At 65.1% G+C, this 12,505-nt stretch carries 14 protein-coding genes; 9 read left to right on the top strand and 5 right to left on the bottom strand.

The genetic code is table 11. The features are described from left to right. Positions 1 to 11 precede the first annotated feature (11 nt). From AC1DGP_RS15515 to AC1DGP_RS15500, 4 genes are all read left to right on the top strand, one after another. Positions 12 to 1,298: a DUF2157 domain-containing protein gene (locus tag AC1DGP_RS15515; RefSeq protein ID WP_476832272.1), complete on the top strand. Its 1,287-nt coding sequence runs from the start codon at positions 12 to 14 to the stop codon at positions 1,296 to 1,298. Beyond that, positions 1,298 to 1,918, top strand: a complete 621-nt coding sequence (locus tag AC1DGP_RS15510) for a GDYXXLXY domain-containing protein (RefSeq protein ID WP_476832271.1) — start codon at positions 1,298 to 1,300, stop codon at positions 1,916 to 1,918. Before AC1DGP_RS15515 ends, AC1DGP_RS15510 begins: the two co-directional genes overlap by 1 nt. Before the next feature lie 340 nt (positions 1,919 to 2,258). Next, the gene (locus AC1DGP_RS15505; protein ID WP_441491392.1) at positions 2,259 to 3,464 is read left to right on the top strand and encodes an OpgC family protein; all 1,206 of its coding nucleotides are present in this window, start codon (positions 2,259 to 2,261) and stop codon (positions 3,462 to 3,464) included. Then, the gene (locus AC1DGP_RS15500) at positions 3,386 to 4,231 is read left to right on the top strand and encodes an SGNH/GDSL hydrolase family protein (protein WP_441506155.1); all 846 of its coding nucleotides are present in this window, start codon (positions 3,386 to 3,388) and stop codon (positions 4,229 to 4,231) included. Before AC1DGP_RS15505 ends, AC1DGP_RS15500 begins: the two co-directional genes overlap by 79 nt. Positions 4,232 to 4,267: 36 nt before the next feature. Here the strand turns inward: AC1DGP_RS15500 and AC1DGP_RS15495 are convergent, their stop codons facing one another. Further along, positions 4,268 to 5,164 (bottom strand): hypothetical protein, encoded by an 897-nt coding sequence (locus AC1DGP_RS15495; protein WP_476832270.1) that lies wholly within the window; start codon positions 5,162 to 5,164, stop codon positions 4,268 to 4,270. Positions 5,165 to 5,359: 195 nt separating this feature from the next. On the opposite strand from AC1DGP_RS15495, the gene AC1DGP_RS15490 reads away from it, so the two are divergent. Genes AC1DGP_RS15490 through AC1DGP_RS15480 form a run of 3 tightly spaced genes read left to right on the top strand, consistent with a single transcriptional unit; the run spans position 5,360 to position 6,731 of the window. Then, entirely contained in the window at positions 5,360 to 5,929 is a 570-nt protein-coding gene (locus AC1DGP_RS15490) for a nitroreductase family protein (RefSeq protein ID WP_441506154.1), read from the top strand. A 4-nt stretch (positions 5,930 to 5,933) separates the two neighbouring features. Next, positions 5,934 to 6,539 carry a flavin reductase family protein gene (locus AC1DGP_RS15485; protein ID WP_441506153.1) on the top strand — a complete coding sequence of 202 codons (606 nt, stop codon included), beginning with the start codon at positions 5,934 to 5,936 and terminating at the stop codon, positions 6,537 to 6,539. A gap of 45 nt (positions 6,540 to 6,584) precedes the next feature. Beyond that, positions 6,585 to 6,731, top strand: a complete 147-nt coding sequence (locus tag AC1DGP_RS15480) for a hypothetical protein (protein WP_441491387.1) — start codon at positions 6,585 to 6,587, stop codon at positions 6,729 to 6,731. A 42-nt stretch (positions 6,732 to 6,773) separates the two neighbouring features. Here the strand turns inward: AC1DGP_RS15480 and AC1DGP_RS15475 are convergent, their stop codons facing one another. Further along, complete coding sequence (locus AC1DGP_RS15475; protein ID WP_441506152.1) at positions 6,774 to 7,652, bottom strand: HpcH/HpaI aldolase/citrate lyase family protein; 879 nt, start codon at positions 7,650 to 7,652, stop codon at positions 6,774 to 6,776. Between the two features lie 4 nt (positions 7,653 to 7,656). Beyond that, positions 7,657 to 8,154: a MaoC family dehydratase gene (locus AC1DGP_RS15470; RefSeq protein WP_441491385.1), complete on the bottom strand. Its 498-nt coding sequence runs from the start codon at positions 8,152 to 8,154 to the stop codon at positions 7,657 to 7,659. 137 nt (positions 8,155 to 8,291) lie between these two features. Between AC1DGP_RS15470 and AC1DGP_RS15465 the strand changes: the two genes are divergently transcribed. After that, a complete protein-coding gene (locus tag AC1DGP_RS15465; protein WP_441506151.1) occupies positions 8,292 to 9,359 on the top strand; it encodes a lytic transglycosylase domain-containing protein in 1,068 nt (355 codons plus the stop codon). Beyond that, positions 9,356 to 10,570, top strand: a complete 1,215-nt coding sequence (locus AC1DGP_RS15460) for a DUF2336 domain-containing protein (protein WP_476832269.1) — start codon at positions 9,356 to 9,358, stop codon at positions 10,568 to 10,570. Before AC1DGP_RS15465 ends, AC1DGP_RS15460 begins: the two co-directional genes overlap by 4 nt. An 18-nt stretch (positions 10,571 to 10,588) precedes the next feature. On the opposite strand, the gene AC1DGP_RS15455 is transcribed toward AC1DGP_RS15460, so the two are convergent. Beyond that, positions 10,589 to 11,362 (bottom strand): NAD kinase, encoded by a 774-nt coding sequence (locus AC1DGP_RS15455; RefSeq protein ID WP_441491382.1) that lies wholly within the window; start codon positions 11,360 to 11,362, stop codon positions 10,589 to 10,591. A 136-nt stretch (positions 11,363 to 11,498) separates the two neighbouring features. Further along, on the bottom strand, positions 11,499 to 12,368 hold the full coding sequence (locus AC1DGP_RS15450; RefSeq protein WP_441491381.1) for an MBL fold metallo-hydrolase: 870 nt from the start codon (positions 12,366 to 12,368) through the stop codon (positions 11,499 to 11,501). Positions 12,369 to 12,505 lie beyond the last annotated feature (137 nt).

Genomic DNA, 12,505 nt, shown 5'->3' with positions numbered 1-12,505 from the left:
GAGTGCCGGGGATGCTGACGGGATCTTATCGCAAGCGGCTCGAAGCCGATTTGAGTCGCTGGGTCGCTGAGGGGCTTGTCAGCTCCGACAGTGCGACCGCAATTCGTGGCTCGCTGCGGCGCGACGGGGGCTTTCGGCTTCCGGGGCTGCTCGGAATGCTGGGCGGGTTGCTCATCGCGGCAAGCGTTGCAGCCTTCGTCGCGGCGAACTGGGAGGAGATTCCGCGGCTGACGAAGCTGGCAATGATCCTGGCCAGTATCGTGGTCGCTCTCGGGATTTCAGCCAGCCTCGAGATCCGAGGTTCCAAGCTTGGTGCTGATGCCGCCTCGACCTGCGGTGTCCTCTGTTTTGCCGCCGGTGTCGCTCTGGTCGGCCAGATGTATCATTTGCCGACGGATTGGCCGGGGGGGGCGCTCCTGATCGCGCTCGGCGCATTGGCCGTCGCGTTTCTGCAGCGCTCGGACGGTGCTCTGATCGTTGCGTTCATCGCTCTGGCAAGCTGGAGCTGGGGGCGCTGGCAGGATAGCGGCGGCTCGCTCCAGTTCTATTTCCTGCTCGGCTATCTGCCGGCGCTGTGGTTGGCATTGGGGCGCCGGGCCCGGCTCGTGCATCATGTCGCCGTCCTCTCGCTCGCGTGCTGGCTGGCGCTCGTGCCCGGTGACTGGCTGCGTGGCTCCTTCGACTACTGGCTCCTGGCCTATGGGCTCGCGCTCTCGACCTCCTATATCGTGCTCGGTGCGGTGGCGCTGGATCGCGGCGGGCCGACTCTTCTGAGCGCCTGCCTGCCCTGGGGGCTGCTCGGGCTGATGGTGGTGCTCAATGTTGAGCTGATCCGCATCCTCGATTCCAGCTGGTCGCGGGGCGGGCACGCGAGCTGGCCGGTCTATCTCGCCTATGCCGTCGTTGTCCCTGGCGTGTGCGCCTTCGTTGCGTTGGCGCGCGAGCGGCGTTTTGCTGTTCCTCTGGGCATCGCTCTCCTGTTTGCACTTTTGGTGCCGACGATCTTCTGGATGGGTGGTGCGATGCGCCTGTCCGGCAAGGTCGTGGTGGCGAGCCTCGTCCTTGCGAGCGCCGTGGGGTTGATTGCCGCCGGAGCGATCGGCGGAGTCCGGCGTCTGGTCGTTGCCGGTGCGGCATTGTTCGGTGTCGCCATCCTGATCATGCTTTGGCAGACCATCGGCAGCCTGCTCGACCAGTCGCTGTTCTTCCTGATCGCAGGCGCGGTGCTGCTGCTGCTTGCCAGTGGTGCGCGACGGCTCTTCGCGCGCCTTGCCCGGCCGGTGGGGGAGGTGGCGTGATGGGCGCGCTCGTCGCCGACCGGATCGTTGCCCGCGTGCCGGCGACCTTGCGGGCCCTCGTCTCGATGATCGTGCTCTGCGGCGCGATCGGGATGCTTGTCGAAGGCCGAGCCCGCATCCTGCGTTCCGGCAGCGAGGTGAGGTTGAGGACGGCGCCAATCGATCCGCGTGACCTGTTTCGAGGTGATTACGTCATCTTGAATTACGATATCAGCACGCTCGATCTTGCCGGCCTCCAGGGGGACCGCGACTTCAGCCGCGGCGATCCCATCCATGTGCAGCTCACCCCTGGCACCGATGGCTTCGCCCGGCCGGTCGGAGCCTACAAGATCAGGCCGCCGACAAGCGGGTCGGATGTGGTGATCGAGGGCCATGTGCTCACCACTGGCATGTGCCCGCGAGCGGAGAACGGGACCGTTGATTGCTCACGAACCCGCAACGGAATGCGTGTCGCCTATGGGCTCGAGAGCTACTTCGTGCCGCAAGGGACCGGGCTCGCGATCGAGCGCACGGAACGCAGCAGGCTGGAAGTCGTTGCGGCCGTCGCACCCTCGGGCAGTTCTGCGATCAAGCGGCTGCTGATCGACGGCAGACTGGTCCACGCCGAGCCACCCTTCTAGGGCTGGCTCGCGTCGGCATTGCCTTGGGGCAATGCGAGGCCGCGTTCGAATATCAATAGAATCAAGGCGTTCACGGCGAAGCCCCGCTCGGTCGCGGAGTCGTGATTGATCGATCCGCCGGCTTTCCAGCAGGCACGCGACGGCTGCCATCTTCCGCGCATATTCCGGAGACACATAGATGTGATCCCGCTTCCCCATGGCGGCCGCATCGATAGCGTTATATGAACGTGAGATGAACGGAATCAGCAGAATCCGTTCATGCTTGGCCCGGCCTTGGCGGTCCGGGTGGTTGGCCTGAAACACCGATGGCCGTGTTCCTCGCGTTCCGGAGAAGCTGCTGGTGTCGCATTTCCCGTCCTTCGGGCACTACCTTCTTCGCGGCGCGGGTGCGCTGGCTGCGAGACCGGTGGGACGCGACATGCGGATCGATGCCGTCCGCGGGCTCGCCCTGCTGGTCATCTTCATCAATCACATGCCGGGAAACGTCGTTGCTGCCGTGATGCCGCATAATTTCGGCTTCTCGGATGCGGCCGACATCTTTGTTCTCCTGGCTGGCGTCTCGGCCACGCTCGCCTATGGCTCGGTCATCGAGCGCCGTGGTCTCGGCATGGGAGCGCTCCGTATCGGCGGCCGTATCTGGACGCTCTACATCGCCCATATCGCAGTTTTCGTGATCGTCTGCGGGGTTGTGGCGCGGGCTGTAACGACCACCCAGAACCCGCTCTATATCGAGGCGATCAATATCCAGCCCTTCTTCAACGACACGCTCTCGGCACTGGTGGATGCGCTGACGCTGACCTACCAGCCGAATTATCTCGACATCCTGCCGCTCTATATCGTGCTGCTGGCCGCCTTTCCGCTGATCTATCGGGCCGTGCGCTTCAATCCTGCGCTGGCGCTCCTGGGTTCGGTGTTGATCTGGCAGGTCGCGGTCACTTTCGAGGTGAATCTGCCGAATACGGGTACGCCGGGCTGGTTCTTCAATCCCTTCGCCTGGCAGCTCGTCTTCACGCTCGGCGTGGTGGTCGGCCGCGGTGTGCAGATGGGCGTCGTCATGCCGAGGTCAGCCATCATCGATGCCCTCGCATTTGCTGTTGTCGGGCTCGCCCTGATCATCAAGGTTTCAGCGGGAAATCCGTTTGGCATTACCGCCTTGAACGAATGGATCGAGAACCTGCAGATCGGCAGTGACAAGACCAATCTGGCCTGGACCCGCCTGCTGCATCTGGCGGCTCTCACCTGGCTCTTCGTGCGTTTCGTGCCGGCGCAGTCGGCGCTGGTTTGCGGAGTGGTTGGGCGGCGACTTGCAGTATTGGGCCGGCATTCCCTTGAGATCTTTTGCACCGGTATCGTCCTCGCGATTATCGGACAGATCATTCTGGCGGAAACCTATTTCGCCTTGAGCATTCAGTTGCTGGTTTGTCTCGGTGGCATTACGATACTGACAGTGCTAGGAAATTTCCTGTCGTGGTATCAGTCCAACGCGCTCCGTGGTTCCGCAGAGAAGCCGGCTTCCGGGCTGCACAGTTCTGCGCCGCAATCCTGACGACCGCACTTGTCACCAGTTCCGTTCAGGCCGGGCCCCTGACGCTTGCCGGTCGGGCCGATCTGCGCTGCCGTTCGGGAGCAGCCCAGTTTCCCTTCCAACCGATGCTGCCGGCCGCCAAGCGGGTTCTTCGGGACACAGGCAAGCTCACCATCGTTGCGCTCGGTTCGTCGGCCACCGCCGGAGCCGGGGCAAGCGAGATCAGCCACAGTTACCCCGCGGTTCTCGAGGCCGAGCTCAAGCGCCGGCTGCCCGAGGCCGAGGTCAAGGTCGTCAACAAGGGTGTTGGCGGCCAGTCGGCCTATGACATGCTGCAGCGGATAGACACTGAGGTCCTGGAAGAGAAGCCGGCGCTGGTGATCTGGCAGACGGCGGTCAACGACGCCGTCCGCGACATCGGCGAGGAGAAGCTGGCGAAAATCCTGCGGAAGGGAATTCGCAAGCTCCGCGATGCCGATGTCGACACCGTCCTGATCGATCTGCCTTGGCTGCCGCGCGAAGAGCGCTATCCGAAATATGACGACTACCGGGCTGTCCTGGCAAAGGTCGCGGAGGAGCAGGGTGCTGCGGTGTTCCCGCGCTACGGCATCATGAAGAGCTGGGCGAGATCAAAGCAGTTCACGGCCGAGGAACTCGTTGGCATGGACGGGCTCCATATGGTCGATGCGGGCTATCGCTGCCTCGCCGTCAGAATCGCGGACGGGATTGCCGCCGAGCTGACAGGGGCCAAGCTCGGCCTCGCGGAAGCTCCCAGCGCCAGCAACTGAGCATTGCGGCTGCGGTCCTCCCGGCGGAGGACGGGTTCACTTCGTGGCGATGACCTCGATATCGCGATCGAGTCCGCTCTCGACCTTGAAGTCCTTCGAGAAGATCTGGCCTTCCTGACGTGCAATCAGCACGTAGTCGCCTTCGGCCAGGATCACTTGCGGGAAGGCACCGATGGCTTCGCGAATGACGTCGCCGCCGGGTGTAAGCACGCTGAAGGCGGTGCCGGCGAAGGCCTCGCCGCCGGGAGACGCGACGAGCTTCAGCGTTACCCGCGCGGCCCGGTGGTGCAGGGTGGCGTCGGTGACCTTCCCCGATTCCACGGTCACATCCGCGCGCTGGATCGCGTTGGAATCGCCGTAAGTCGAGACCACGTGATAGGTGCCTTCAGGCAAGCGGATCAGCTCGCCTGCCTTGGCATTGCCGACGAGGCGACCTTCCGAGTTCCCCTGCAACGGCACGAAGATCGAGAATGAAAGCTGCGCCGCCTGGATCGGTGTCTCGCCGATCGAGCCTGCGAGGGTGAGGCCGCCGGCGCTGATCGGAATCTGTTCGCGCGTTCCTTGCGGGCCGAGCACCACCCGCTTGGTGCCGCTGGCGAAGCCATAGGCCGCGTGCAGCACATAGGAGCCAGGCTCGAGGGAGAACACCGGTTCCGCATCATTCGAGCGGGCGACGATGCGTGGCGGCGAGCCGTCGACGGACTCGACGAGGACGCGCCAGACGAGGCCGGAGCGGATCGGCTTGCGGTCATTAGCGAATTGCGCGCTGGCGCTGAGATTGGCCGAGCCGACCGTCGCGGTGCTTCCCGGCGCCGGCGGGGGGGAGATCTCCGGGATACTCGGTGGCGAGGGTGACAGCGGAACGATCTGTGCGATCGCAGCCGTTAGGGAGAGGAGCAGCGCGAGGGCAGCCGATGACAGGCGCGCGAGCATTCGCGCGCACGGCGCGCTGGTCGGGGCCCGTCTCTGGAAACGATCCAATTCAAACATGCTCATGGTCCTTGACGCCCTTGCGCCCGCGTCTGAGCAGGCTTGCTTGTCCTCTTCATGGCAAACCACTAGTTCAGATGCCAATAGCGCTGGCGGCCCCATAGGCTCTGCCGGCCGTTTCTCTCGCCCGGAAGTCTCATGACCGATACGCTCGCCCTGCTCAAGCTGCGCCGTTCGGTGCCGCCGCAATTCCTGTCTGCTCCCGGCCCCAGCGCCGACCAACTCCGCGACCTGTTGACCATTGGCACGCGTGTGCCCGATCACGGCAAGCTTGCGCCGTGGCGCTTCGTTCTGTTCGAGGGCGCTGCCCGCGAGACGGCCGCCGATGTGGTCGCAAAGGTGTTTCGCGCCAGGAATCCTGATGCCGACGACGAGAAGGTGGCGTTCGAGCGGAAGCGCCTGACCCATGCGCCGCTGATCATCGGCGTGGTCTCGCGTGCGCGGCCTCATGTCAAAATTCCGGAATGGGAGCAGGAGCTTTCCGCCGGGGCCGTCTGCATGAACATCCTCGTGGCTGCTCACGCGATGGGTTTCGGTGCTTCCTGGCTGACCAACTGGTTTTCGTTCGACCGCGACGTGCTCTCTGCGTTCGGCCTCGCTGATGATGAGCGCATGGCAGGCTTCATCCATATCGGCACGCCCGAAACCGTCCCCGCCGACCGGGACCGGCCGGTGCTCGCCGACATCGTCAGCAATTACGGGGCCTGAGCCGATGATCTACTCGACCGCGCTCCAGGACCACGGCCTGCCGCACGACCCGTTCAAGGCGATCGTGACGCCGCGTCCGATCGGCTGGATCACGGCGCTGAGTGCCAAGGGCGAGATCAATCTCTCGCCCTACAGTTTTTTCAACGCCGTCTCGTCGCGGCCGCACATCGTGATGTTCTCCTCCGAGGACAAGAAGGACGCGGTTTCCTTCATCGAGGAGACGGGCGAGTTCACCTGCTCGCTGGTCACCAAGGCACTGGCGCAGCAGATGAACCTGACATCGGCGCCGCTGCCGCGCGGGGCGAGCGAATACGAGCATTCCGGGCTCGCAATGGCCGAGTCAAGATTCGTCAAGGCTCCGCGTGTCGCCGGCAGCCCGGCCGCGCTCGAGTGCAAGCTGCTCTCCATCCAGCAGCTCAAGGATCTCGACGACAAGCCGGTGCCGCGCTGGATGGTGCTGGGTCAGGTCGTCGGGATCTTCATGGATGACGCCTATGTCCGGGACGGACGTTTCGACACGGCGGCGGCCCATCCGATCGCCCGCTGCGGCTATGCGGACTATGCCGAGGTCGACCACCTGTTCTCGATCATCCGCCCGACCGGCGGCTGAGCAGGGCCCGTGCCGCGGCCGCCGGACGAGGATGACGACTGGCGAATGACCGTCAATCTGCTTGCGATCATCGCCACGCTTCTGCTGCTTGGCGCCGGAATCTGGCTGCTCTTCGGACTCGATCGCGCGCGGAAGGCGCAGGATTGCCTGTCCTCGACACAGCGCAACTGCCGCCAGATCCGCGTTCCCTGATCGAACCTGGGAAACCGATTCTTCAGAATCGGTTTCCCAGGCTCATCGACCCAGCTTCTCAGCCCGCCCCTTCAGGCGCTGTGCCCTGACAAGATGGGGGCGATCGAGCATCTCGCCGTTGAGCCCGATCACGCCCACACCTGGATTGGCCGCGAACAGGGCGATGATGGCCTCGGCCTTGGCGACCTCCTCGGGCGCTGGAGCGAAGACCTCGTTGATGACCGGGACCTGCGCGGGATGGATCGCCATCTTGCCGGTGAAGCCGTCCCGGCGAGCCGCGATGCATTCGGCGCGAAAGCCATCGGCATCACGGAAGTTTGTGAAGACGGTGTCGATCGCATCGACCTGCGAGGATGCGGCGGCGAAGAGCGTGAGCGATCGGGCAAGGCGGTAGGGATCGGCATAGGAGCCGTCGCTCAGCCGGTTGGTCTCGGCGCCGAGATCAGCGGACAGGTCTTCCGCTCCCCAGGTCAGAGCCGCGAGMCGATGGGTCGCGCCGGCATAGCTGCCGAGGCCGAAGATGCCCTTTCCGGTCTCGGTGGCGATCGGAATGATCCGCGTCGCGCCGTCCGGGAGTTCGCATTCGGCCTCCCGAACAGCGATCCTGGCGGCGAGATGCGAGACATCGGTGCCGCCCTCGGATTTCGGCAGCATGATCGCATCGGGGGCACCCGGCATGATCATGTCGAGGTCGGCATCGCTGAGCCCGGTCGTGAGCGCATTGATGCGCACGATCAGGAGGGGCCGCTTCGCCTGCTGGCGAGCCGCCTTGAGGAAATCCAGGCTGATGGTGCGGGCCTGGGCCTTACCGTCGAGTGCGACGGAATCCTCCAGGTCCAGGATCAGCGCATCGGCGCCGCTCTCCAGGCCCTTCTGGAGCTTCTTCGGGCTGTCGCCCGGTACGAAAAGGAGCGAACGCATCCGGTCAGACCGCGATCGTCGTGGGTTCGGGGTGTTTGCGCATGAAGGCCTGGCGGCGACATTGGGCGACCAGGGTGCCGTCCTGCTTAAAGGCGCGATGGTGGAACTCGACGATCCCGGCATCGGGGCGCGAGCGGGACTCACGCTTGCCGACGATTTCGGTGACACAGTTCACGGTGTCGCCCTCGAAGAGCGGGGCAGGGAAGGTTACGTCGGTCATGCCGAGATTGCCGATGGTGGTGCCGACCGTGGTGTCGTTGACGGAGATGCCGATCATCAGCCCCAGCGTGAACAGGGAGTTCATCAGCGGCTTGCCCCACTCCGTCTCGGTCGCGCAGAAATGCGCATCGATATGAAGAGGTTGCGGATTCAAGGTCATGTTCGAGAAGAGCATGTTGTCCATCTGGGTCACGGTGCGCGTAAGCCCGTGCTCGATGACCGCGCCGACCTGGAAATCCTCGAAATAGATCCCGCCGCGCTTGTGCCGTTTCACCTCGGTCATGAACGCTCCTCCAATGCCGCATTCCGGCGCTTCAAGCCGGCTCGGTGATTCCGCGTGTTTAACGGTTCGCTTACCATAATCGGGGCAGTCTCCACAGGAGCTCCGGCACCTTGCGCTCGGGCTGCCCGAGAGTCTGCATGTTCCTGTTCACTACGCCTACGACGCGCGAGACTGCACCGGCCAATCCGGTCGTCAATGCCATTCGCGACGGCGCCGAACGGAGCGGTGCCGGTTTCGATTACCTGCTGAAGACGGCGCAGCGCGAATCGGCGCTTGATCCCGATGCGAAGGCCAAGACCTCGAGCGCCACCGGGCTGTTCCAGTTCATCGAGCAGACCTGGCTTTCCATGGTGAAGCAGGAGGGGCCGAAGCAGGGGCTTTCCAATTACGCCAATGCGATCAGCGCCGACGAGACCGGTCGGCTCAGCGTGCCGGACGCCGCGACGCGAGAAAAGATCCTGCAACTGCGCAATGATCCGCAGGTGGCTGCCGTCATGGCCGGGGCACTGACCCAGAAGAACCGCGACCAGCTTGCCTCGACGCTCGGTCGCCAGCCGAATGCCGGCGAACTCTACATGGCGCATGTGCTCGGCTCGCGTGGCGCGAGCGACCTCATTCGCGCCGCCGGCAACGATCCGACGCGGGTCGCAGCCAAGGACTTTCCCGAGGCCGCTTCGGCCAATCGCAACATCTTCTTCGACAAGGCCGGCCGCGCCCGCACGGCCCAGGAGGTCTACGGCGTGCTGGCGGCGAGCCATGCMAACACGCAGCTTGCCGCAGCAACCACGACCGGGAGCGTCAACTCCGCGGCCGGCACTGACCAGCCGGTGCCGATTGCTGCCGCATTGGCGCCTGGCCGGGCCAAGGGGCTGATCGGGCTGTTCTCGACCGAGGGCTCGCGCCAGCCGGTCTCCAAGGCGGTGGCCAATCTCTGGACGACGCCGCGTAGCGATGCTTCGCGTCTGGCGGCGCTCGATCCGGCCGACCGCTATTTCCCGCGGCAGGGCGCAAGCGACGCCGCTCCGTCTCCTCCGTCCGCCTCACCGGTGCCCGCGAACCCACCGACTGCTACAACTGCTCCCTTGCCGCCATCGCGCCCGCTCGACCTGACCCAGGCTGGGAACACCGTACCCAAGTCCGCGGCGAAGCCGCGTCGTGCCCCGCTCGATCTTTCCGCCTTCATGGTCGAGCGGAGCGGCACATGATCGTTCGCCGTTTCCTGCTCTGGGCCCGGACCGCCAATGCCGAAGCCCGTGCCTCCGGCGCAGCCGCGCTTGCGGGTGCCTATTTGCACTCCGGTATGTCCGACGAGGATCGCCGCGAGGCCGAAACGGCGCTGATCGCCCTGATCGACGATCCGTCGCCCCTGGTTCGCCGCGCCATCGCCGAGGAGGTCGCGACCTCGCCGCGTGCGCCGCGTGCGCTGATCCTCAACCTCATCGCCGAGCAAAGCGACGTGAATGCACTGGTTCTGGCGCATTCACCGGTGCTGTCCGAGGCGGACCTGGTCGATGCGGCTGCCGTCGGGGATGCTCTGGCGCAACGCGCGATTGCACAGCGGCCGTGCCTGCCGACCAGTGTTGCGGCAGCACTCGCCGAAGTCGGCTGCGAGGAAGCGCTGCTGGCCCTGGCAGGCAATCGCAGCGCATGGATGCCGAGTTTCTCGCTTGAGCGCATGTTCGAGCGCGCGGGCGGCTCCGGTGCCTTGCGCGAGGCGCTGCTTGCCCGAAACGATCTGCCCGCAGGACTACGCCAGGCCATTGCAGGGCGGATGTCGGATGCGTTGGCGAGCTTCGTCTCCGGCTGCGGCTGGCTGACGCCGGAGCGCAGCGCAAGGCTGGCGCGCGAGTCGACCGAGCGGGTTGCCGTCGCTCTCGCAGCAGGCGGCGAAGACAGCGATGCGCCTGCGATCGTCGAGTGCCTGCGCGAGAACGGCCGGCTGACGCCGGGGTTGATGCTGCGCTCGCTCCTCAGTGCAGAGCCGGCCCTGGCGGAGGCGGCGTTCTCGTCCCTTTCCGGTCTGCCGCTCGCTCGCGTGTCGGCGATCCTCCGGGACCGGAGTGGCGCGAGCTTGCGGGGGCTGTATCGGAAGGCCGGCATGCCGGGCTCGTTGCTGCCGGCCTTTGCGGCAGCAATCGCCGCATTGAACATGTCCGGCTTCGAACGGGTGAGCGGTACGCAGGGCATCGACCGCGCCATCATGGCCAGCGTCATGAGCTGCTGCGAGAGCCTTGAAGGCAGTGAGGCCGATTCGCTGAACGGTCTGCTGCGGCGGCTCGATGCCGAGGCGGCGCGCGAGGAAGCGCGGCTGATGGCGGATTCGTTTGCAGATGATGCGGCGCTCGCCCTGCTGGTCGAGGCCGATCCGTCCCTGCTCGTCGAACTCGACGAGGCGGATATTCGAAACGCTGCCTGAGGCGTCGTCGCCGGCTGGTCAGTAGCCGAATTGCTCGCGCAGGATGCGTTCATCCAGGCTGTGGCCGGGATCGTGCAGCATGACGAGGTCGATGCTGCGGTCGATCGCGATCGCGACCGAGACGACATTGTCGATCTGGATATGGTCGGCCATCGCACTGACGGGGCGTTTTGGCGCTTCCAGGACCTCGATCATCACCTGCGCCTGGTCGGGAAGCAGGGCGCCGCGCCAGCGCCGCGGGCGAAAGGCGGCGATCGGAGTCAAGGCCAGCAAAGGCGCATCGAGCGGCAGGATCGGGCCATTGGCCGAGAGATTGTAGGCTGTCGAGCCCGCAGGCGTCGCGAGCAGGATACCGTCGGAAATCAGTTCCTCCAGCCGCACCTGGCCATCGACGGACAGGCGCAGCTTCGCCGCCTGGTAGGAGCGCCGGAGCAGGGACACTTCATTGATCGCCTTGGCACGGTATTCCCGGCCATTCTCGTCGATCGCGAGCATCGAAAGCGGGTGGACGATGCTGCGATGGGCGGCTTCCAATCGCTTGGTCAGGCCTCGCTCGCGGAACTCGTTCATCAGGAAGCCGACCGAGCCGCGATTCATGCCGTAGATCGGCTTTCCTGTGCCGATGAAGCGATGCAGCGTCTGCAGCATCAGCCCGTCGCCACCAAGCGCCACAATGACATCGGCGCTGTCGCAATCGGCATTGCCATAGCGCGCGACGAGCTTCTCCAGCGCGGCTTCGGCCTCTGGCGTCTCACTGGCGACGAAGGAGATGGCTGCGAAGCGCGCGGTCATCAGGGGGTCCGGATCAGCCAGGCTCAGGGGCAGGGAGCGGTTGGCATAGCACGGCGGTGACGGAAGGGGCGAGCCAGGGCAGGCATAAAAAGAGCCGGGGTCGCCCCCGGCTCGATGCGCGACGATGCCGCATGCCTCAGATGGACGTGGTCCATTGCACGGGCACGAGCTCGAAGCCGTTGCCCGATTTCGCGATGTAGCCGGTGGCCGGGAATGGCGCATGGTAGAACGCGACCTGCATCTTGTCGGCAGAGACCATGTCGAGCAGCCTGCGACGCGTGGCGGCAGCCTGCGGGCCATCCATATCGAACACCGCGGACCAGTCGGGATTGCGGGCGAAGAGGGCTGGGTGGTTGGTCGTGTCCGACATCACCATCATCCTTGCCGTGCCGGAGCTGAGCGCGAAGGTGGTGTGGCCGGGCGTATGGCCAGGCGCCGCGATGGCGGTGATGCCCGGCAGGATCTCCTTGCCGGCCTCAAACTGCTTCACATCCTTGGAGACAGGGCCGAAGACGCGGCGCACGCCGCCAAATGCCCCCTTCATGGCCTCGGGCGCGGCGTTCATCTTGGCGTCGTCCATCCAGAAGGCCCATTCCGCCGCCGGGACCATGACCTCGGCATTGGGGAAAACGGCCGTGCCGTCCTTCAGGCGGAAGCCGTTGATATGATCGCCATGGAAATGGCTGAAGACGACCGTCGAAACATCCTTGGGATCGAAACCGGCGGCACGGAAATTGGCGAGCCAGGTTCCGGAGGTCGGCGCGCCCGAATCGCCATTGCCGGTATCGATCAGGATGAGCTTTCCGCCGCTCTGGATGGCGAGCGTCGTAAAGGTGATGTTCAAGGCATCGGCTGGCAGGAAGGCCTGCGCCATCGCCGCCTTGACCTCCGCGAGTTCGGCATTGCGGACGAAGCCCTCGAGCGGACGACGGGCGAAGCCGTCATTGATCGCGGTGAGGACCATGTCCCCGATCTTGTAGCGATAGTATCCGGGGGCCTGATTCACGGGGGCTCCTTGCGCTTGAGCCGGTGTGAACCCGGCGGGTAAATCCAACGTGGTGGCAACAGCGAGTGCGCCGGCACCGGCAATCACGGTGCGGCGCGACGGACTAAAAGGCGGCATTGCAGTCTCCCTAGGCGCGT

Source organism: Allobosea sp. 05T433 (genome assembly GCF_056396065.1).
This window is presented reverse-complemented; position numbering and strand designations above follow the sequence as displayed.